The following is a 19,763-nucleotide window of genomic DNA, read 5'->3' on the forward strand; positions in this document are numbered from 1 at the left end:
AGCCGGGATGCGAAAGAAATGAGAGGATGGAGAGCCGGTCCGCGTCGTGAGAGAGGGGTCAGGTCGGCTCGCCGGGGCGACGTTGATACCTGCTCCGCAACTTGCGGCACAGGTCCCAGGTCATCCGGGCTTCGTCGATGTTCCACCTCAGAGCGGTCAGCCCGTACAGGACCGTCAGCACCGGGATGAACAGCAACGCGGACTTGCCCAGCATGGAAGCCGCCAGGGCCGCGCCGCCCAAGACCGCGCTGAGCCCGGTCATCCGCGCGAGTTGTGGACCGATGGTCAGCCAGGGGCCGACCTTGCGGCGCAGGATCAGTCCGAGAAGGAGCACGTTGGCCCAGGAACTGAGCGCCGCGGCCAGGGCCAGGCCGACATGCGCCAGGTAGCGCATCAGCACCAGGCTCAAGGCCACGTTGATCAGCAGGCAAGCCGCGGCCACCAGGACCGGGGAGCGGGTGTCCTCCAGGGCGTAAAAGGCCGAGACCAGGGGCCGGACGCAGGCGAAAGCCGGCAGGCCGACGCTGTATCCCACCAGGGCCCAGGCCGTGGCCCGCACGGCTTCGTCGCCGAAGGCCCCTCGTCCGAACACCGCGTCGATGATCGGCAGGCTCATCCCGGCCAGACCCGCGGCCGAGGGCAGGCAGACGAACAGGGTCATGCTCAGGGTGGTGTTCAAGGTCCGTCGAAATCCTTCCATGTCCTTGCCCGCGGCCAGCAGGGACAGGCTGGGCAGGGCCGCCGTGCTCAGGGCCACGCCGAATACTCCCAGGGGAAGCTGGACCAGCCGGTCCGCGAAATAGAGGTAGGAAATGCTCCCGGCGGCCAGCAACGAGGCCAGCAAGGTGCCGATGACGATGTTGATCTGGTAGACCGCCGCCCCGAACACCGTAGGCAGCATCAGGGACCCGATTCGTTTCACCCCGGGATGCTTCAGATCCACCGGGCCGCGCCAGGACAATCCGAACCGACGCAGATAGGGCTGCTGGAGCAACCATTGCCCCAACCCGGAAAGACAAACTCCCCAGGCCAGGGCCAGGGCCACATCCCAGCCCATGAACATGGCCAGCAGGGCGGAGAAGATCAGCCCCAGGTTCAGGATGCAGGGGGCCGCGGCCGGGGCCCAGAAGTGGTTCAGGGAGTTGAGCACGCCCATGCACAGGGCCACGGCGGAGATGAACAGGATGTAGGGAAAGCAGATCCGGACCAGGGTTACGGTCCCGGCCAGGATTTCCGGGTCTCGGCCGAAGCCCGGGGCAATGAGCAGGGTCAGCGGTTCGGCCCAGATCATGGCCGCGACGCAGATCACCGTCAGGATCGCCGTCAGCCAGACCAGCACGGACCTGGCCAGGACAAAGGCCTCCTGGCTCCCTTTTTCCCGCCAGGTCCGGGAAAAGACCGGGATAAAGGCCATGGTCAGAGACCCTTCGGCAAACAGTCTGCGCAACAAATTGGGCAGGCGGAAGGCCACGAAAAACGCATCCGCCCAGATGCCCGCGCCCAGGGCGAAGGCAATGGTCATATCCCGCAAAAAACCGAGGATCCGGCTGGCTACGGTACCCGCGGCGACCACGGAGGCGTTGCGGGCGATGCGGCCTGTGAAGGATGCGGGGGCGGATGGGGGTTGTTCGGTCACTGGAGGGTCTCGGCGGGCTGTTGCAAGGGGAGGAGAGCAGGACGGGGGATGTCTTGATTCTTCCACGTATCGCTATCGAAATCGAAATCGCGATCGAAATCGAAATCGGTCTTTAGAAGTGTGCGTCAGGGAATGCCGACGACAGGCATGTTTCGATTTCGATTTCGATAGCGATTGATGCCGTCGCCCCTTGAAACATGAGTTTGTCGAAGCTACCGCTGGAGCAGGGCGCGGACACGGGCCTTGACTTCCTGGATGATCTCCCGTTCTCCGGGCACTTGGCGGCCCTGCATCAGGACCTTCCCGGCGCAGATGGTGGTGTCCACGCAGTCGCCGTTGGCGGCGTAGACCAGGCTGGAAATCAGGTTGTGGTTCGGGACGAGTTGGGGATGATTCAAGTCCAACAGCAGGCAGTCCGCGAGCATGCCCGGGGCGATGCGTCCGGCGTTCAGGCCGAAAATTTTCGCCCCGTTGACCGTGGCGCAGGCCCAGGCTTCCGGCGCGGGCATGACCGTGGGGTCTCCGGTCACGGTTTTGCGGCTCAGGGCCGCGAACTTCATTTCCTCGAACATGTCCAGATTGTTGTTGGAGGAGCAGCCGTCCGTGCCCAGGCCGATGCAAATACCCAGGCCGTGCAGCCGACGATACGGAAAGGCCCCGGAGCAGAGCTTCATGTTGGAAGCGGGCAAGTGGGCGACCTTGACGTCCTGATCGGCCAGGATGCGCATTTCCTCGTCGTCCAGCCAGATGGCATGGGCCGCGAGGACATTCGGGCCGAGAAAGCCGATCTCCTTCAGATAACGAACAGGCGTCGTGCCGTGGGCCGCCACGCAGTCCTCAACTTCCCGTTGGGTTTCCGCCAAATGGATGTGCAGGATCAGATTCTTGTCCCGGGCGAATTCGGCCAGCCAGATCAATGAATCCCTGGACACGGTATAGATGGCATGGGGCCCCAGGGCGTATCGGATGCGGTGTGAGGTTTCGTGTTTCTGGTCGAAAAAATCCTGGGCCCGTTGCTTGAACTTGGATGCTTGTCCCGAATCGTTGAAGTCGATGAACGGCAGGGAGAGCATGGCCCGCGGGCCCATGTCTTCCACGGCTCGGACGGCGCCGGGCATATGCCAGTACATGTCGCAAAAAAACGTGGTCCCCGTCTTGATCATCTCCAGGCAGGCCAGTTTTACGCCCCAGTAGACGTCTTCCTTCGACAATTTCCGTTCCAGAGGCCAGATGTGCTCATGCAGCCACGTATGCAGGTCAATGTCGTCGGCGTATCCGCGCAGCAGCGTCATGCCCGCATGGGTATGGGCATTGATCAGCCCGGGAACGATGGCCTTGTCCGCGGCGTCGATGACCGTCCCGGCCCATTCCGGCGGGGTCTCCAGGTTTGGGCCCACCGCGACGATCTGCTCGCCCTGGATCAGGACGTCGACTTCCCGGCCTTCGTGCAGGGCGTTTTTGATCAGGATGCTCATGGTTGTCGGCAGCGTGACGGGTCAGGAATTCGGCCGCAGACCAGCCCGGATTTTCAGGGCGATTTCACGGACACGGGCCATGATCGCATCCTCGTCCAGGGTTGTCAGGCTGCGGTTGCGCATCACGATGCGTCCGTTGATCAGCACCGTGTCCACGTCGGAGCCAGAAACGGCATAGGCCAGGTGGGAATATTCATCGTACAGGGGGGTCAGGTGGGGCTTGTTCATGTTGATGACGCAGACATCCGCCTTCATGCCGGTCTTGAGGACGCCGATTTGCCGGTCCAGGGCAAGAACCCGGGCTCCCTCGCGGGTGGCCATGTGGACCACCGTCTTCGCGGACATGACCACGGGGTCGAGCAGTGCCGATTTATGAAGCTTGGCCGCAGTGTCCATTTCCTGGAACATGTCCAAATTGTTATTGCTGGCGCAGCCGTCCGTGCCCAGGCCCACGGGGATGCCCTGCTTAAGCATGGCCGGGACCGGGGCCACGCCTGAGGCCAGCTTCATGTTGCTTTCAGGGTTATGGACCACCTTGCAGCCATGATCGGCAAAAATCCGCATGTCTTCATCATCCATGGTCACGCAATGAAACGCGAAAAACCGCTCATTGAGCGCGCCGATTTCCTTCAGGAACATTGTTGGCCGTTGTCCCAGCTTTTCCAGGATCTGTCTGGACTCGGCCCCGTTTTCCAGAAGGTGGGTCGCCAGGGGGGCCTGGTACGCATCGGCCAGGGCCGTGGCCGCTTTCCAGAGATCAGGCGAGCAGGTGTACAGGGAGTGGGGTTCGACCATGATGTTCACGAGGGGATCGTCGGCCCATTTCTGAAGCATTTTCTCCGTGTAGGCCAAGCCTTCTTGGGAGGTTTTGGCGTTGGGCGAGGGAAAGTCGAACAGGACTTCGCCGATCACGCAGCGCATGCCGGCCTGTTTCGCGGCTTTGGCGGTCTCTTCTTCAAACAGATACATGTCCGAAAAGGTCGTGGTTCCGGATCGGATCATTTCCGCGCAGGCCAGCAGGCTGCCCCAGTAGACCAGTTCCGGATCGACGTTGTTGGCCTCGGCCGGAAAGATGTAGTTGTTCAGCCAGTCCATCAGTTCCATGTCGTCCGCGATGCCCCGGAAGCAGGTCATGGCCGCGTGGGTATGGGCATTGACCAGACCGGGCATGATGATGGACAGCGGCATGTCGATGACCGTGTCCGCCGTGAAGGCGCGCGACAGATCCTCCTTGCGCCCCACGGCCACGATATCCGTGCCCTGGATGGCCAGGGCGCCGTCCGTGATTGTCGTGTCCGCTTCGTCCATGGTCAGGACGGTTCCGCCCGTAACCAGGATGTCAATCCGCTGCATCGGTAGCTCCCAGCCAAAATTTACATTTTTTCATTCGCGTTAACCGGAAATCGTGGCGCCGATCACCAACCGGTCCGGCCTTGTCCGGGCCATCGTCAGCCCCGGGGCATGAGTCAGGTCCGGGGATGCCCGAAAAAATTCCTCCCACGGAGTTCGCGCAGGAAACGCTCTTCAGGCCATGCGCGATTTCAGGATGAAATGTCCTGACAAAAAAGAGACTGGTGGAAAAAGGCATATTTCCGGTTGGTCTGTTAATCAGGCATGGAGAGACATGTCAATCTGACGGTTGCCCACGCCAGAGACCCGTCAAAGTCAGGTGAGGATACCGATCATTCTCAAGACCTTGTTTTCCATTCTTGCACAAAGCCTCAAAGCCGGTGCGATGAATCTCGCTTCCGCGATTCTCAGCTGCGTGCCCCGGCCTTTTCGAACAAACGTGGTAACTACTCAGTACATTTTGTGTCCGATCTTGCTCCGGCAATCGGTGTCGGGGTCGGCGCTTCGCTATCGGAGTCGGAATCGAAACAGGAAGAATTTAGAACGCATCCCAGCGTTTTCGATCCCGATCCCGATTCCGATTCCGACCCCGGCAACAGAATTACTCTGTGCTGAGTAGTTACCAAACGTGTAGAAAACCATGACGGAGCCCTGGTGCTTGCCGTTCCTTTCCAAGCGGAAAAGGCGGATGGCCTCAACGGACTGCTCTACCCTGCTGAGGGCGAGAGAGGGATGCACGAGAGAGCCACGGAAGGATAAAATTCAGAAAAACGGCAACATCTTCCGCAGCAGATTGATCAGTTGATTCGTTTCCTCGGGACTCAGGCAGGCGGTGAGTTCGCGGGTCAGTCCCAGGTGCAGGTCGTGGTGTTCGGCTGCCAGTTGTTCGCCTTTGGCCGTCATGCCCAGGCGGATGGAGCGGCGGTCGGATTCGTGGGGTTGGCGCTCCACGATGCCTTTCTTTTCCAGGCGATCCACCAGCACGGTCAGGGAGCCGGTGGTCACGCCCATTTTTTCGGCCAGTTCCTTCATGGTCAGCCGACCGTGTCCGCACAGGATCTCCATGGCGTGGATCTGCTGCAGGGTCAGCGGCTTGCCCCGGACCACGCATTGCTCCCAGGAAGCGAATTTTTCGTGAAATTCCACCAGCAGGGAGGTCAATTCCTCGTCATGTTGCATTGCGTTCCTCCTGATCATCATCCTTGCCCATGGCCAGGGCCGCGGAGGAGAAGACCACGATCACGGCCCCCACGTTGTGCATCACCGCGGCCTGGATCGGTCCCAGGATTCCCGCGGCCCCGCCCCAGATAGCCAGAGCGTTGAAGCTCAGTCCCAGGACCACGTTGATTTTGATCACGGTCAACATCTTCCGGCTCAGGCGTATCAGCAGCGGCAACCGGGAGATGTCGTCCCGTGTCAGGACGATGTCCGCGGTTTCCAGGGCCACGTCCGTGCCCGCGGCGCCCATGGCCACGCCCACGTTGGCCCGGGCCAGGGCCGGGGCGTCGTTGATGCCGTCGCCCACGACCATGACCTTGTGACCGGCTTCCTGGAGCCGACGCAGTTCTTCCAGTTTCTGATCCGGCTTGAGCCCCGCCCTGGTCCAGGTAATGCCGAGCTGTTCGGCCACCCGTCGCACGGATCGGTCATGATCCCCGGAGAGAATCCCCAGGTGTGAAATGCCCAGGTTGCGCAAGCGGTGCATGGTTTGGGCGGCTTCGCTCCGGATCGTGTCCGAAACGCCGATCACGCCGATGGGGTGCTGGTCCCGGTAGACCAGCAGCGGGGTGGCGCCCCTGGCCTGGATGGTTTCCAGGCAGGTTCGCAAGTCCGGCGGCAAAGATCCGGCCCCGGCTCCGGGCCCGGTATCCAGGGCTGCGCCTCCCACCTCAATGTGTCGGCCCTGGACCACGGCCCGCACGCCCCGGCCTACCTCGGCCACGACTTCCGTGGCCTTGTCCACGGTGATCCTGGCATATTGGGCGGCCTTGAGCACGGCTCGGGCCAGGGGATGGCTGACGTCCTGTTCCACGCAGGCCGCGCAGGCCAGGACTTCTTCCGGCGTGCATCCCGCATCGGCCCGGACTTCCTCCACCCTGGGTCGTCCGCTGGTTAGGGTGCCGGTCTTGTCGAAGAGCAGGGCGTCCACCTTGGAGGCCTGCTCCAGGTAGCGACCTCCCTTGACCAGCACTCCGGCCCGGGCCAGACGGCCCACCGCGGCCACCGTGGCCGTGGGCGCGGCCATGATCAGCGCGCAGGGGCAACCGGCGATGAGCACGCTGACGGCCCGGCTCCAATCGCCGGACCAGTACCAGACCAGTCCGGCCAATCCCAGGATCACCGGAGTGAACCAGGCGGCGTATCTGTCGATGAACCGGGTGGCCAGGGGCTTGTGCTGCTCGGCCTCGCCGACCAGGCGGATCACCCGGCCCAGGAGCGTGTCCTCGCCAACCTTCTCGGCCCGGATGCGCAGCACGCCGTTGTGATTCAGGGTTCCGGCCAGAACCTCGTCTCCCTCACTTTTGGTCACGGGCAGGGATTCCCCGGTGATGGCGGACTCGTCCAAGGCCGAGGCCCCGGAAACGATCCGGGCGTCCACGGGAATGCGGTCTCCGGGCTTGACCAGGAGCAGGTCGTTCGGGGCGATATCCCGGACCGCGATTTCCCGCTGACCGTCGCCGTCCAGAAGCAGGGCGGTCCGGGGGGCCACGCGCATCAGTTCATGGATGGAGCGGCGGGCCGAATCGCTGGTGGCCTCCTCGATCAGCGTGCCCAGGGTCATGATGAAGGCCACCACCGCCGCGGTGAGCAGTTCGCCCTGGATCAGGCAGGCGATCAAGGCCAGACTGACCAGCTCGTCCACGTTCACCCGGCGCTCCAGCAGGCCCTGGATTGCCCCCCAGATGATCGGCCCGCCGTTCAGGCCGATGGACCCGGCGTAGAGCACGAGCACGGGCCACGCCCAAACCGGCCCGAAGACCTCCCAAAGATACCCGGCCAGGGCCAACCCGCCTCCGGCCAGACACACCTGAAATTCCCGAAAGACGAACAACTCCCTGTACACGCCCAGGGTGGCGAAGCGGCCGATCATGGTCAACTCCGGATAGTGAAGCAGGTTTGTGTTTGGAAATATTGTTTGAGTATAAAGATTTTTGATTAGCGAATAGTTTGTAGGTTGTAAAGGAGTGACATCAAATTAAAATCAGTATTATGAAAATTGTTTTCATCACCATTGACTTTTTGGGTTTGGTGATTGATATGATTAATCTGGTTTTCGCGACTGGACTACAAGAATAAATACATCGAGGTGTAGGATGATTTTGAAAAGAACGATCATTTGTCTGGCATTTGCTTTGCTGCTCTCAGCCGGTTCTCCAGCCTGGGCGCATATGCCGCTTTGTCTGTGCATGGACAACGGCGACAATTCCATCACCTGCCAGGGCGGATTTTCCGACGGTTCGTCCGCCGCCGGGGTGATCATGCGGATCAAGTCCCCGGATGGGCGCGTGTTGCAGGAAGGCCGAATGGATGACAGCTCGGAATTCACCTTCATGAAGCCCCGAGCGGATTTCCTCGTGGTCTTTGACGCGGGCCCCGAGCATCAATTGCGGGTGCCGGGCAGCCGGATCGCCCAATGAGCAACGCCATCGAGGTCCGCGGCCTGGGCCACCGGTACGACGGACGAACGATCTACGAGAACCTCAATTTCAGCGTCCCGGAGGGGTCGGTCTGCGGATTGTTGGGCAAGAACGGGCAGGGCAAGACCACTTTGGTGAACATCCTGATGGGCTTTCTCAAACCCTTCAAGGGAGAGTGCCTGGTGCTGGGCGAGGATTCCCACGACCTGCCTCCGTCCGTGCGTGCCCGGATCGGCCTGCTCCACGAAGGGCACCTGGCCTATGAGTTCATGACCATCGCCCAGACCGAACGTTTTTATCGCGGTTTCTATCTCCGCTGGAATCCGGAGGTGTTTTTCGGGCTGGTGAACAAGATGGGCCTGCCCCTGGACCACAAGGTGGGCAACATGTCCTGCGGCCAGCGTTCCCAGGTGGTCCTAGGCGTGATCCTGGCCCAGGACCCGGACCTGCTGATCCTGGACGACTATTCCATGGGCCTGGACGCCGGATACCGGCGGCTGTTCCTGGACGTGCTGCACGATTTCGCGGCCGGGAAGGGCAAGACCATCTTCGTCACCAGTCACATTGTCCAGGATCTGGAGCAACTGGTGGACTCCATCATCTTCATCGACCGGGGCGAGATCATGCAGGTCGGTCTGGACGAGTTCATGGGCACGTTTTGCAAGTACGTCTTTCACGGCGAAACCGTGGTCGAACCGCCCCAGGACGAGGTGATCAAGGGCTTTGAACGGCGGGGGACAAAAATTTCGGTGTATTCCTACGAAGACATCCAGACCGTGGAGCGCCATCTGGTCGGCCTGGGCATCCAACCCTTGGAGCTTTGCCGGGCGCCCATGAGCCTGGAGGATGGATTTATCGGCCTGATGGGCAAATATTGACCGGGAGGGGGAATGATTCGATCGATATTGCTCAAGGAAGGGCTGAAACTGCGCTGGGTGTTTCTGGCGGCCCTGGCCGTGAACGTGGCGTTCTGCGTCAAGGTGTTCCTGGACATCCGGCAGCAGATGAACACGGAGCACGCCCAGATGGTCTGGTACCAGGCCGTTCATCTCCAGACCGTGTTCCAGTATCAGATGCGCCACCTGCCGTTGCTCACGGGCCTGGCCCTGGCCGCGGCCCAGTTCGTTCCCGAACTGCTGGGCCGCCGGATGCGCATCGCCCTGCATCTGCCCGTTGCCCGGGAAACCATGCTTGTCTGGTGCCTGCTGGCGGGCCTGGGGCATGTCCTGGTCGTGATCGGGATGGTCGCCGGACTGACCCATCTGACCATGACCAGATATTTTCCCGCTGAGGTGAGCCTGTCCGCATTGGCGACCATGGCTCCCTGGTACGCGGCCGGGCTGATGGGCTACCTGGGAGCGGCGGTCCTGCTCCTGGAGCCGGGTTGGCCGCGACGCCTTTTCCTGGGGCTCATGTACGGGACAGCGGCTTTCGTGCTCCTGATGGGCCTCGGTTACGGCTGGTTCACCCCGGCCTTGCCCTGGCTGGTGATTCTTTTGCCCTTGGCGCTGCTTGGCGTCTTTGAACCCTGCCGCCGATTTCACCAGGGAGGCGCGTGATGTCCCCATTTATACCGTCCCGCGTGCTGACCCCGGTCTCGCGATGGAGCACGACGGTCCTGGCCGTCCTGGCTGTCTTGGCCCTGAGCTTCCTTCTGCCCGAGATTTTCGACAAGGTAGCGGGATCCGGAGGGGACGAGCCGCTGCTGTTTTACAGTCCGCTCTCGGAAGGCTTCATTTATCAAGAGTCCCTGGGCGGCCACCAGTTCGTGTATCGGGATGAACAGGGCCGCGACTACAGTCGGCAGGAGTTCGAGGATCAACTGCCCTTTGTCTATTTTCGCAATCTGGAGCGGCGCAACCTGCTGCCCATGACCATTGCCGGGCGAACCTTCGACACGGAAGCCATTGCCGCCGACCGCCAAGGCCTGGAAATCCGGGCCCGCCACCTGCGCGGCCATCACCCGCGCATCGACCTCTATCCGCTGTTCAACATCGACCCGGCAATCGCCATGATGCGCTTTCCCGTGGAGATGTTCCGGTTCACGGATTCGGCCATGGAATTCCTCAACGCGGATTTCAACCGCATCGACCACGACCTGACGGAAATCTTCACCAATGCCCTGAAGGAGCAAGGTTTTTCCTTCCCGGCCACGGTGATCGGCGGCAAGCCCACGAATCTGAAGCCCTTTGACGACGGGTACTTCATCCGCGACGCCGTGGGCCGGATATTCCACGTCAAACGGGTCCTGAACCAGCCCGAGGTGTTCGCCACGGCCATTGATCCGACCCTGGACGTGCTGGACATCATTGTCAACGAAAACGAGCGCCGGGAGTTTCACGGGGTGATCATCACCAAGCAGGGCGAAGCGTTCCTGATTTCCTGGGACGACTACCGGCTGATCCCCCTGCCGGTGCAAGGCTACGACCCCGCCCGCATGGACCTGAAACTGCTCATCGATCCCCTGTACCGAACCGTCACCGTCAGCTCGGCCACCAGCGTATTCGGCGTGGCCATGAACACGGCCTACGAACCCCTCCACCGATTCGAGCTCCCCCGCCGGGATTCCTCACCACCCTGGGTTCTCCGGATGCGCGAGTTCTTCTTCCCCGTCGAGCTGCACCTGGAAAGCCCCTGGCGCGGCCAAGCCGCCCCTCACATCCAGCTCGGCGGTCCCTGGTCCATCGGCGGAATTCTGACGGCCCTGGCCACCCTCCTGCTAATCCGCCGCGCCCGCAACGAAACCCTGCCGGGTCTTGCGGACCTTGGCCCCGTTGCCTTGACCGGCTTCATTGGGCTACTGGCCGTGCTGTTCCTCCAGCCTGGACGCCGGGATTCCTGACAACATGCCGAACCGTTGCACGATCGATTTACCGCTGTTCCCCTTGATCTAGTCAGATGTTCAAGCTATTTTGCGATGTCAGTATGAGGACGGGCAGATGGAGAGACACGTTGCGGAAGAGGTGGAGCCTCTTCACCCTGTTCCGGTATAAGCCTGCGTTTTCCCGGGATGATACGCTAGACCAATAAATAATGCATAACAAGGCCAAGCATAGCGACGGTTACTGCATTACAGATTCCCATCAATTATATAACCGCACGTTCTTGCGTCGTTATGTGAAATAATAATATGAAACATATAATATCAAAGTTCCTCATGTGGCGAAAATCATCCGAAGAAATTGCTGACGAAGAATATCTCGAAGGCTGGGAGGGCGTACCAGAAAGCGATAAACAGCGGAGAAAATTATCAGCTGCTCAACTCGCGATTCGTCTTTCAAAGTGCGTGAAAGACTCACCAGCCTATTTGCTGTACGAGCATGAACTAAATCGAAGAATAGCAAATATCCAGGCAATTCCAGTATGGGTTTCAATAGGGATGATAATTGTCGGCATTTTCTTAGGCTGGGCACTATCACAATACAGACCATTCGAATCAAAAATATCTAGCGATATAATAATAGAACACATTATAAGGTATGAGTACGAAGAAGTAAGTGAAACAAAACATAACACCGAAAATATGCACAAACAAAACAAAAAAAAACATTAATACTTAAAATGTGATGAAGAATTTTATTTCAATAAGCAGTAGAATAAAAAATTACACAACAAGCGCATCCATCGGAATGGGAAGGTGCACTGGCTCACGAAAAATTCTACTTGATATAAGGTAGCTACGCCGCCGCTGTTCTTTCCGTTATGGAAATATATGACAAAAAAAAGGCTGTGGCGATCGTATTATTCCCAGTCGCAAGACCACCAAGATATTTTTGAAGAGGGGAGTATGACCAAGACGAGATTAGACCCGGAAGAGCGAGAGTTGCTGGAGGCTTATGAGTCAGGAGAGTTTGAATCGGACCTGAATGCCGACCGGAGGGAGTATCTTGCGAGGGTAGCAGAAGAAACGTTCAAGAAAGACAAGCGCATTCATGTCCGAATTTCCAGCCGGGATTTGGAAGCACTTCAGCGTCGGGCGCTGGAGGAGGGGCTTCCATACCAGTCCCTGGTGTCCAGTGTTCTGCACAAGTTTGTTTCCGGCGGACTCAAGGACATCTCCGCACTCAAGTCAGCCCAGCGACCGCGCTGATGTGCGCCCTCAAGCAACCGCAGACTGACAAAAAAAGGTCGCTCACTGATACCGACCAGCCATGCTTGGCTGAATGACGGTTTCAGTGAGCGACCTTTTTTGTGGGGCGAGCTCGCCGGAGAGCGTCCGGCGGATTCCCCTGCGGTTACTACTCGGCGCGGACCGCGTCCGTGATCAGCACCGCTTCCACCGGAACGTCCTGGTGCATGCTCTTGTTGCCGGTCTTCACCCCGGCAATGGCGTCCACCACGTCCATTCCCTCCACCACTTTGCCGAATACGGCGTAGCCGAAGTCCCGGCCACCATGGTCCAGGAAGGCGTTGTCCTTGAGGTTGATGAAGAACTGGCTGGTGGCGCTGTTGATGTCCGCGGTGCGGGCCATGGCCAGGGTGCCGCGCAGGTTTTTCAGGCCGTTGTCCGCCTCGTTCTTGATAGGCGGATGGCCGCTTTTGGGCGTCATGTCCTCGGTCATGCCGCCGCCCTGGATCATGAAGCCGGGGATCACGCGGTGAAAAATGGTGTTTTGGAAAAAGCCATCATCCACGTAACGCAGAAAATTTTCCACGGTTATCGGCGCTTTTTCAGCGTCCAGCTCAATGGTGATCGCTCCATGGCTGGTGGTCATCACGACTTTGGTCATCGTCTTCTCCAACGGTTGAGCCCCCTCGGGGGCGGGTGAGGCGGCGTCCTGGGCGGATGCCGCCAAGGGGATTATGGCCAGAACCAGGGCCAGGATCAGGGCAGACAGAATTCGCGTCGCCCGTGTGCCGGGCTTTGGGGTGTTTCGCGTCATGGCTATGGCCTCGGTCAGATTTTCACTTCATGCACCCAGCCGAACACATCTTCCTTCTCGCCGTACTGGATGCCCACGATCTCGTCATGCAGCCGCCGGGCGAGATCGCCCACGCCGCCGTCCCGGACCGTGTATTTTTTGTCCTTGTAGGAAATGGAGCCCACCGGGGAAATGACCGCGGCGGTGCCGGAACCGAAGATTTCGGTCATGGTTCCGCTTTGGATGGCGTCCACGCACTCCTGGATGTCGATCAGCCGTTCCTGGACGTCCATTCCCCATTTTTTGGCCAGGGTCAGGACCGAATCCCGGGTAATGCCCGGGAGGATTGAACCGGTGAGAGGCGGGGTGACCAGGGTGTCTCCGATCCGGAAAAAGATGTTCATGGTCCCCACTTCCTCGATGTACTTCCGTTCGATGCCGTCCAGCCAGAGCACCTGGGTGAAGCCTTTCTTTTTGGCCACTTCCGCGGCGAAGAGGCTGGCCGCGTAGTTGCCCATGGTCTTGGCCTCGCCCACGCCGCCGCGCACGGCTCGTACGAACTCGTCGGACACGTAGATGCTCACGGGGCTGAAGCCTTCGGCATAGTAGGCGCCCACCGGCCCGGTGATGATGTAGTAGATGTATTCCTTGGCCGGTCGGACCCCGATGTGCGGTTCCGAGGCGATCATGGTCGGGCGGATGTACAGGGACGAGCCCATGCTGTGGGGAATCCAGCCGTGGTCCACGCGCAGCAGTGTCTCTAGGGCCGCGAGCTGGTCGTTCACGTCGATGGTGGGCATGCACAGCCGGGTGGCCGAGCGGTTCATGCGCTCGAAATTCTGGAAAGGCCGGAACAGGTGAATCCGTCCGTCGCGACAGCGATAGGCCTTCATGCCCTCGAAGATGCCCTGGCCGTAATGCAGGACCATGGCCGCCGGATCAAGGGTGATGTTCTGGTACGGCGCGACCCGCGCGTCCACCCAGCCCTGGGGCTCACGGTAGTTCAGCCGGAACATGTGGTCGCTGAAGGTATTGCCGAAGACCAGCTTGCTCTCGTCCGTCGGCTTGCCGCGACGTTGGGCCTCCGGGGCCGGTTCGATGCGGATATCCATTGATTATTCCTCCCAATACAGTGGGGTTGAAGGTTGTGGGGTCAAGCGGTGTAACAAGGCACGGAGGCTGTTTCGATACGAGACAGCTCATCGGAAAGGCGCTGTTCCGCCATCCAAATATCATAATTCAGTTGTAATCTAAGCCAAATCCCCGGCCCATTCCCAGCGAACTTGCCGATTCGCAAAGCCATTTCGGCCGTGATGGGGTGAGAGCAGTCAAGTATTTGGCGCAGATGCTGATGGGAAACGCCGAGTCGTTCCGCCGCTTCATGCGTCGAAATTCCCAACTGCTCCAAAACGTCTTCACGCAAAATTTCTCCAGGGTGGATCGGAGCGCGGTGGAGTGGGCGATTAACGAAATATTCAGACATGCTATAAACTCCTTCAGTGGTACTGCTCAAGGTCGGCGCGGAGAACATTTCCGTCTTGCCATTCAAACGTGATGCGCCATGGACCATTCACGGATATGCTGTAACGCTTTGGTGGTTCTCCTTGAAGAGGATGACAGAAGAAGCCCGGCAAGTGAAGGTCTCGCAATGTCTCGGCTTGATCCAGCACTTCCAGGCGTCGAAGTATCCGAGCATGGAGTTCCGGATTGATCTTTTTCGTGAACCCCTTTGCAAACAACTCGGCAAGACCTTTATGCGAAAAGCTGGTGATCATTTCACTTGCGGAGAAGGATATGCTCCCGGCTTCGACTCCATGCCGACAGAGCGCCCGGTTGCCCTCTGTATCGCTTGAACCAGCGCTTCAGGTTCGTCCGTGCCGATGCGGAAGGTTTTGCCTTGTTTGGTGCGGATTTCCACGGCGTCCAGGCCGGAGACGTTGTAGAGCGTTCCGTGGGGCGTGAGGCGGATGCCCCAGCCGTAGTACCACGGGTTGCGGACCACGTGGGCCTGGGCAATGTTTTCCAGGCGCTCAACCTTGCGCGGCCAGCCAGGCGTGAAGGCGGCGGTCAGCACGGAGGAGGTGATGGTCACGGTCAGGCTGGAAAAGGTGAAGCCGATGGCCACGGCCACGGCCAGCAGCGCCCAGAGCCAGGACGCTCCGCCCTGGATCAATTGATGCAGGACAAAGGCCCCGGCCAGCATGAAAGAGGCGATCATCAGGGTGCCGCGTTGGGTATGGCGGTAGAGGGGGCGCTCTGAAGGGGCTTGGGAAGCTGCGCTCATCACGTTCACCCGGTCTTGGCCTTGGCCTGGTCCAAAAAGCTGGACATGCTTTCCCGATGGTCGAAGACCCGTTTGCTCTTGCGCTCGGTACGGGGCAAGGCCGCGTAATCCAGGATTTCGACCTGGGAGCGGACCATGATTTTGCGTCGGATCTCTCCGGCCACGGCCTCGGCCAGGTCCTTGTCCGCGGAGGCGTCTACGTTGGGCCCGCGTTCCACCTTCAGGGTCATGACGTCCCGGCCGTCGTCCCGGTGGAGCAGGTGGATCTGGTATTCGCTGCCCAGGCCGGGAATGCGGCTGAGGACGTCGTCGATCTGACCCGGGTAGATGTTCACGGCCCGGTAGATGAACATGTCATCCGTACGGCCCAGGACCCGGTCATGCAGCGGGAATTTCACGCCGCAGGGACACTCGCCGGGGATCAGGCGGCTCAAGTCGTGGGTACGGTAGCGGATCAGCGGGGCGGCCTGTTTGCGCAGGGTGGTGACGACCATTTCGCCGGGTTCACCGGGTGGGACCGGCTCCAGGGTGACCGGGTCCAGGATTTCCAGGATGAAATAGTCGGCCCAGTAGTGGATGCCGCGGTGCAACGCGCAGTCCAGCCCCGTGCCCGGACCATAGAGTTCGGTCAGGCCGTAGATGTCGAAGATGTGCTCCACGCCGAGCAGCTCCTTGATCCGCTCGCGCATGGAGTCGCCGTGGCGTTCCGCGCCGAGGATGATCTTGGAGACCTTGACCAGGTCGATCAGGCCCCGGCGGTGCAGCTCCTCGGCCATGAGCAGGGCCATGGAGGCCGTGGCGCAGAAGACCGTGGTTTCCATGTCCACCATCATTTCGCAGTGCATGTCCGAATTGGCCGGCCCCAGGGGCACGGCCATGGCCCCGAACCGCTCGCACCCGAGCTGAAACCCGGCCCCCGCGGTCCACAGTCCGTAGCCCACGGCGATCTGGACCCGGTCCGCCGGGGTCAGCCCGGCCAGCTCGTAGCAGCGGGCGAACATATTCCGCCAGTCGTCAATGTCCCGCTGGGTGTAGCAGAGCACCTTGCGCTTGCCCGTGGTGCCGGAGGAGGCGTGGATGCGGACGATGTCCTCGAAGGGCACGCTGCGCAGGGGGTACGGGTAGCCGGTCTGCAAATCCCCGGCGTCGCAAAAGGGCAGGCGGTGCAGATCGTCCAGAGTCCGGACGTCCTCGGGCCGCACTCCGGCCTGGTCCATGCGCTCACGGTAAAACGGGCTGCCCGCGTAGGCGTGTTCCACGGTCCAGCGCAGCCCGGCGGTCTGGATGTCGATCAGTTGTTCGGGCGATGTTTGGGGGATGAAGGGCATTTGGGGTGATGGTTGAAGGGTTTGAATGGTTTCGTCGAAATCGAAATCGAGATCGCAATCGCCGTCATTCAGTGACGGATTTGTTTTGCTCGATTACGATTTCGATTTCGATTTCGATCCTGACTTCTGACTTCTGACTTCTGACTACTGAATCCTGACTTCTGATCCCCCCCCCCTCACTGCGCCCAATGAATCAATCCCAGGGAGTGCGGGTCCAGGAGGAGTTTGTGGTTGGGGAGCATGCGCACGGTGAAGCCGAAGCGTCCGGGGACCTCGGGGATGAACTGGCCGGAGTAGCGGTACCAGCCGTCCTTGAGAGGCCCGGTCAGGTCCATGCGGGCCGTGCCGCGCTGGGCGAAGGAGCCGTCGGCGGTGACCGGACCGGCGTAGATTTCCATCCGGACGTCCTCCGGAGTCAGGCCGTCGAGGTAGACGTCGGCCTGGACGTCCATGGGCTGGGTCACGTGCAGGACGTCGGGAGCACTGGCCTGGACGTTGGTAATCCGCAGGGCGTTCCACTTGGTCATGATTTCCATCCGCCAGGAGGCCAGTTGCTTGGCCGGGGCGAAGTTCTCCTCCATCAAGCTGACGGAGTTCTTGTAGGCCGGCTGGTAGGCGTTCTTCACGTAATCCGCGACCATCCGGTGGGAGGTGAAGACCGGGGTGAAGAGTTGGAGGCATTTTTTCATCCGACGGATCCACTCCCGGGGCAGGTTGGTCTGGCCGCGCTCATAGAAGGTGGGGATGACCTCCTTTTCCAGGAGGGTGTAGAGGATCTGGCTTTCCACGAAATCCTGGTAGGCCGAGTCTTCATACTCCTCGCCCTGGCCGATGGCCCAGCCCACGGCGCTGTCCATGCGGTGCGCCTCCACCCACCAGCCGTCCAGGGTGCTGACCTGGAGTACACCGTTGGCAATGGCCTTCATTCCGCTGGTGCCGCAGGCTTCCAGGGGGCGGCGGGGAGTGTTCAGCCAGACGTCGCAGCCTTGGACCATGTACTCGGCCACCTCCATGTCGTAGTCCTCCAGAAAGACCACCCGCTTGCGCACCTCGGGCTGCTGGCAGAATTGGACAAGCTGCTGCATGAACTTTTTGCCCTCGTTGTCGTGGGGGTGGGACTTTCCGGCAAAAATGAACTGTACCGGTCGGTCGGGGTTCGTGAGCAGGCGCAGAAAGCGCTCTTGGTCCGCCAGGAGCAGGGTGGCCCGCTTGTAGGTGGCAAAACGCCGGGCAAAGCCGATGGTCAGAACTTGCGGGTCCAGCACTTCGTCGGCTTCCTGCAGTTCCTTGCGCCGGGCCCCGCGATGGACCAATTGCTCGCGCAGACGAAAGCGGGCGTAGTCCACGACCCGCTCCCGCAGCCGTTCATGGGCCCGCCACAACTCCCCATCCGGGATGGTCTCGGCCTGCTGCCAGACCCGGGTGCAGTCCGGATCCTCCTTCCAGTTGCCGCCCAGGTAGCGCTCGAAGAGCATGGCGATGTCCCGGGCCACCCAGGAGGCGATATGCACGCCGTTGGTCACCGTGCCGATGGGGATGTCCTCCACCGGGTACTGGGGCCAGACCTTTTGCCACATCCGCCGGGAAACATGGCCGTGCAGCTCGCTGACACCGTTGTTGAACCGGGACAGGCGCAGAGCCAGGACGGTCATACAGAACCATTCCCCGTCGTTGCGCGGATCTTCCCGGCCCAGGGCCAAAAGCACCTTGAAGGCCAGCCCCAGGCTGCGGGCGTAGCCGTCGAAATAGCGCTGCATCAGCTCTGCGGGGAAGCGGTCGTTGCCGGCCGGGACCGGGGTGTGGGTGGTGAACACGCTGGTGGAGGCGGTCAGTTCCATGGCCGCCTCAAAGGACAGCCCGTACTCGGCCATGAACACCCGGATGCGCTCCAGGCCGGCAAAGGCGGAGTGGCCCTCGTTCATGTGGATCACCCGGGGCGTCAGGCCCAGGATGTTCAGGGCCTTGATCCCGCCGATGCCCAGCAGGATTTCCTGCCAGATGCGCATTTCCAGATCTCCGCCGTAGAGCCGGGAGGTGATTTGCCGGAAGTGGGGCGGGTTCTCGGCGATGTTGGAGTCCAACAGATAAAGCTGGATCCGGCCCACCCGGACCTTCCATATCTGGGCGGACAGCGGCTGACCGGCCAGATCCACGCTGACGGTGATCGGTTTCTGATCCGTGTCGCGGACGAGCTCCATGGGCATCTGGGAGAAGTCGTAGTCCGGGTAGCGTTCGTTCTGCCAACCGTCCGCGGTCAGGTACTGCCGGAAGTAGCCCTGCTGATAAGCCAGGCCCACGCCCACCAGGGGGATGTTCAGATCGCTGGCGGACTTGAGGTGATCTCCGGCCAGGATGCCCAGGCCCCCGGAATAGATGGGCAGGCAGAGGCTCAGTCCGTATTCCAGGCTGAAGTAGGCCACCAAAGGCTGGTTTTCCTTGTAGGCAAAAGGCAGCGCGGTGCTCTTGCGCTCCATGTAGATGTCCTGGCTGTGTTTGACCGCACGCAGGCGCTCCAGGAAAAAGTCGTCCTTGGCCAGGGATTCCAAGGTGGCCTGGGGCAGATGGTTGAGAAAGGCGATGGGGTTCCCGTAGCTTCTGGCCCATAACTTGGGGTCGATCTGGGAAAAGAGCCCGGTCACCTCGTGGTTCCAATCGAACCAGACGTTGTAGGCCAAGTCCCACAAGGCGTGCAGCTTGGCGGGGAGCTTGGGAATGACGCTATAGGTGCGGAGCGGTTTCATGGGGTTCTCCTGAATCGAACACGTTTGGCGAGGGCCGGGAGTTTCCCGGAAGGCCCGTTCCCGCGGGCCGTTGCCGAGGGTGCGGTGAAATGGTCAGGGCAATATCCGGGCTTGCTTTGGAGTTGTGCCAGGGAACGTCCGAAAATTCAATGGTTGAGAATGTCGTCGAGGAGGGGAAATATGTTCTTTTGTTCTCATCAAAAATCCAAATCGCGATCGAAATCGAAATCGAAATCGGAAAATAGCTGTGTATCACCTCGATAAGCCGCCATCTTTATGGATATGACGCTCGATTTCGATCTCGATCTCGATTTCGATCTCGACCGCGATAAATCGTCCTGTAAACGCTGGGTCTGTATCATCTTGATTTCACAGGGGGTAAGTCAAGAATAAAATTACTCCGCACATCACGTCGCCCTACTTGCGAGGGCTGGGCGCAAGGGCTATTG

General features: G+C 60.4%; 18 protein-coding genes. 6 read left to right on the forward strand and 12 right to left on the reverse strand.

The window, feature by feature from the left end:
- Window positions 1-58: 58 nt before the first annotated feature.
- The 5 genes from murJ to AC559A_RS11900 form a co-directional block, all read right to left on the reverse strand.
- The gene (murJ, locus tag AC559A_RS11880; protein ID WP_051434463.1) at window positions 59-1,636 is read right to left on the reverse strand and encodes a murein biosynthesis integral membrane protein MurJ; all 1,578 of its coding nucleotides are present in this window, start codon (window positions 1,634-1,636) and stop codon (window positions 59-61) included.
- Between the two features lie 212 nt (window positions 1,637-1,848).
- On the reverse strand, window positions 1,849-3,111 hold the full coding sequence (locus AC559A_RS11885; RefSeq protein ID WP_498818077.1) for an amidohydrolase: 1,263 nt from the start codon (window positions 3,109-3,111) through the stop codon (window positions 1,849-1,851).
- A gap of 21 nt (window positions 3,112-3,132) precedes the next feature.
- Window positions 3,133-4,464, reverse strand: a complete 1,332-nt coding sequence (locus AC559A_RS11890; protein ID WP_498818079.1) for an amidohydrolase — start codon at window positions 4,462-4,464, stop codon at window positions 3,133-3,135.
- Window positions 4,465-5,223: 759 nt separating this feature from the next.
- Window positions 5,224-5,640: a MarR family winged helix-turn-helix transcriptional regulator gene (locus AC559A_RS11895; RefSeq protein WP_028571861.1), complete on the reverse strand. Its 417-nt coding sequence runs from the start codon at window positions 5,638-5,640 to the stop codon at window positions 5,224-5,226.
- The gene (locus tag AC559A_RS11900) at window positions 5,630-7,552 is read right to left on the reverse strand and encodes a heavy metal translocating P-type ATPase (RefSeq protein ID WP_498818080.1); all 1,923 of its coding nucleotides are present in this window, start codon (window positions 7,550-7,552) and stop codon (window positions 5,630-5,632) included. The genes AC559A_RS11895 and AC559A_RS11900 overlap by 11 nt, the downstream gene beginning before the upstream one ends.
- A gap of 223 nt (window positions 7,553-7,775) precedes the next feature.
- Between AC559A_RS11900 and AC559A_RS11905 the strand changes: the two genes are divergently transcribed.
- The 6 genes from AC559A_RS11905 (at window position 7,776) to AC559A_RS11930 (ending at window position 12,189) form a co-directional block, all read left to right on the forward strand.
- The gene (locus AC559A_RS11905) at window positions 7,776-8,099 is read left to right on the forward strand and encodes a hypothetical protein (protein WP_035261473.1); all 324 of its coding nucleotides are present in this window, start codon (window positions 7,776-7,778) and stop codon (window positions 8,097-8,099) included.
- Window positions 8,096-8,977: an ABC transporter ATP-binding protein gene (locus AC559A_RS11910; protein ID WP_498818081.1), complete on the forward strand. Its 882-nt coding sequence runs from the start codon at window positions 8,096-8,098 to the stop codon at window positions 8,975-8,977. Before AC559A_RS11905 ends, AC559A_RS11910 begins: the two co-directional genes overlap by 4 nt.
- Before the next feature lie 12 nt (window positions 8,978-8,989).
- Window positions 8,990-9,658: a hypothetical protein gene (locus AC559A_RS11915; protein WP_498818082.1), complete on the forward strand. Its 669-nt coding sequence runs from the start codon at window positions 8,990-8,992 to the stop codon at window positions 9,656-9,658.
- Window positions 9,658-10,941: a DUF4857 domain-containing protein gene (locus tag AC559A_RS11920; protein ID WP_498818083.1), complete on the forward strand. Its 1,284-nt coding sequence runs from the start codon at window positions 9,658-9,660 to the stop codon at window positions 10,939-10,941. The genes AC559A_RS11915 and AC559A_RS11920 overlap by 1 nt, the downstream gene beginning before the upstream one ends.
- A gap of 288 nt (window positions 10,942-11,229) precedes the next feature.
- Entirely contained in the window at window positions 11,230-11,652 is a 423-nt protein-coding gene (locus tag AC559A_RS11925) for a hypothetical protein (RefSeq protein ID WP_498818084.1), read from the forward strand.
- 234 nt (window positions 11,653-11,886) lie between these two features.
- Window positions 11,887-12,189 (forward strand): CopG family antitoxin, encoded by a 303-nt coding sequence (locus tag AC559A_RS11930; protein WP_498818085.1) that lies wholly within the window; start codon window positions 11,887-11,889, stop codon window positions 12,187-12,189.
- Between the two features lie 148 nt (window positions 12,190-12,337).
- On the opposite strand, the gene AC559A_RS11935 is transcribed toward AC559A_RS11930, so the two are convergent.
- The 7 genes from AC559A_RS11935 to glgP all read right to left on the reverse strand — a co-directional run bounded on the left by AC559A_RS11935 (window position 12,338) and on the right by glgP (window position 19,314).
- Complete coding sequence (locus AC559A_RS11935) at window positions 12,338-12,829, reverse strand: peptidylprolyl isomerase (protein WP_498818128.1); 492 nt, start codon at window positions 12,827-12,829, stop codon at window positions 12,338-12,340.
- Window positions 12,830-12,996: 167 nt separating this feature from the next.
- A complete protein-coding gene (locus AC559A_RS11940) occupies window positions 12,997-14,073 on the reverse strand; it encodes a branched-chain amino acid aminotransferase (RefSeq protein WP_498818086.1) in 1,077 nt (358 codons plus the stop codon).
- 41 nt (window positions 14,074-14,114) lie between these two features.
- The gene (locus AC559A_RS11945; RefSeq protein WP_498818088.1) at window positions 14,115-14,444 is read right to left on the reverse strand and encodes a HigA family addiction module antitoxin; all 330 of its coding nucleotides are present in this window, start codon (window positions 14,442-14,444) and stop codon (window positions 14,115-14,117) included.
- A 13-nt stretch (window positions 14,445-14,457) separates the two neighbouring features.
- Window positions 14,458-14,736 carry a type II toxin-antitoxin system RelE/ParE family toxin gene (locus AC559A_RS11950; RefSeq protein WP_028571850.1) on the reverse strand — a complete coding sequence of 93 codons (279 nt, stop codon included), beginning with the start codon at window positions 14,734-14,736 and terminating at the stop codon, window positions 14,458-14,460.
- Window positions 14,733-15,245 carry a hypothetical protein gene (locus AC559A_RS11955; RefSeq protein ID WP_498818089.1) on the reverse strand — a complete coding sequence of 171 codons (513 nt, stop codon included), beginning with the start codon at window positions 15,243-15,245 and terminating at the stop codon, window positions 14,733-14,735. The genes AC559A_RS11950 and AC559A_RS11955 overlap by 4 nt, the downstream gene beginning before the upstream one ends.
- Before the next feature lie 5 nt (window positions 15,246-15,250).
- Window positions 15,251-16,573: a phenylacetate--CoA ligase family protein gene (locus AC559A_RS11960; protein WP_498818091.1), complete on the reverse strand. Its 1,323-nt coding sequence runs from the start codon at window positions 16,571-16,573 to the stop codon at window positions 15,251-15,253.
- Window positions 16,574-16,749: 176 nt separating this feature from the next.
- Window positions 16,750-19,314 carry an alpha-glucan family phosphorylase gene (gene glgP / locus AC559A_RS11965; RefSeq protein WP_028571849.1) on the reverse strand — a complete coding sequence of 855 codons (2,565 nt, stop codon included), beginning with the start codon at window positions 19,312-19,314 and terminating at the stop codon, window positions 16,750-16,752.
- Between the last annotated feature and the right edge of the window lie 449 nt (window positions 19,315-19,763).

This window comes from Desulfonatronum zhilinae (assembly GCF_900182865.1).
Taxonomy (GTDB): Bacteria; Desulfobacterota; Desulfovibrionia; order Desulfovibrionales; family Desulfonatronaceae; genus Desulfonatronum; species Desulfonatronum lacustre.

Excerpts from the sequence above, each read along its gene's own strand:
- AC559A_RS11935 (WP_498818128.1), bottom strand. The coding sequence starts at position 12,829 with ATGACCAAAGTCGTGATGACCACCAGCCATGGAGCGATCACCATTGAG.
- AC559A_RS11940 (WP_498818086.1), bottom strand. The coding sequence starts at position 14,073 with ATGGATATCCGCATCGAACCGGCCCCGGAGGCCCAACGTCGCGGCAAG.
- AC559A_RS11885 (WP_498818077.1), bottom strand. The coding sequence starts at position 3,111 with ATGAGCATCCTGATCAAAAACGCCCTGCACGAAGGCCGGGAAGTCGAC.
- AC559A_RS11905 (WP_035261473.1), top strand. The coding sequence starts at position 7,776 with ATGATTTTGAAAAGAACGATCATTTGTCTGGCATTTGCTTTGCTGCTC.
- AC559A_RS11895 (WP_028571861.1), bottom strand. The coding sequence starts at position 5,640 with ATGCAACATGACGAGGAATTGACCTCCCTGCTGGTGGAATTTCACGAA.
- AC559A_RS11900 (WP_498818080.1), bottom strand. The coding sequence starts at position 7,552 with ATGATCGGCCGCTTCGCCACCCTGGGCGTGTACAGGGAGTTGTTCGTC.
- AC559A_RS11915 (WP_498818082.1), top strand. The coding sequence starts at position 8,990 with ATGATTCGATCGATATTGCTCAAGGAAGGGCTGAAACTGCGCTGGGTG.
- AC559A_RS11945 (WP_498818088.1), bottom strand. The coding sequence starts at position 14,444 with ATGTCTGAATATTTCGTTAATCGCCCACTCCACCGCGCTCCGATCCAC.
- AC559A_RS11955 (WP_498818089.1), bottom strand. The coding sequence starts at position 15,245 with ATGAGCGCAGCTTCCCAAGCCCCTTCAGAGCGCCCCCTCTACCGCCAT.
- AC559A_RS11925 (WP_498818084.1), top strand. The coding sequence starts at position 11,230 with ATGAAACATATAATATCAAAGTTCCTCATGTGGCGAAAATCATCCGAA.
- AC559A_RS11950 (WP_028571850.1), bottom strand. The coding sequence starts at position 14,736 with ATGATCACCAGCTTTTCGCATAAAGGTCTTGCCGAGTTGTTTGCAAAG.
- AC559A_RS11930 (WP_498818085.1), top strand. The coding sequence starts at position 11,887 with ATGACCAAGACGAGATTAGACCCGGAAGAGCGAGAGTTGCTGGAGGCT.
- AC559A_RS11960 (WP_498818091.1), bottom strand. The coding sequence starts at position 16,573 with ATGCCCTTCATCCCCCAAACATCGCCCGAACAACTGATCGACATCCAG.
- AC559A_RS11910 (WP_498818081.1), top strand. The coding sequence starts at position 8,096 with ATGAGCAACGCCATCGAGGTCCGCGGCCTGGGCCACCGGTACGACGGA.
- AC559A_RS11920 (WP_498818083.1), top strand. The coding sequence starts at position 9,658 with ATGTCCCCATTTATACCGTCCCGCGTGCTGACCCCGGTCTCGCGATGG.
- AC559A_RS11890 (WP_498818079.1), bottom strand. The coding sequence starts at position 4,464 with ATGCAGCGGATTGACATCCTGGTTACGGGCGGAACCGTCCTGACCATG.
- glgP (WP_028571849.1), bottom strand. The coding sequence starts at position 19,314 with ATGAAACCGCTCCGCACCTATAGCGTCATTCCCAAGCTCCCCGCCAAG.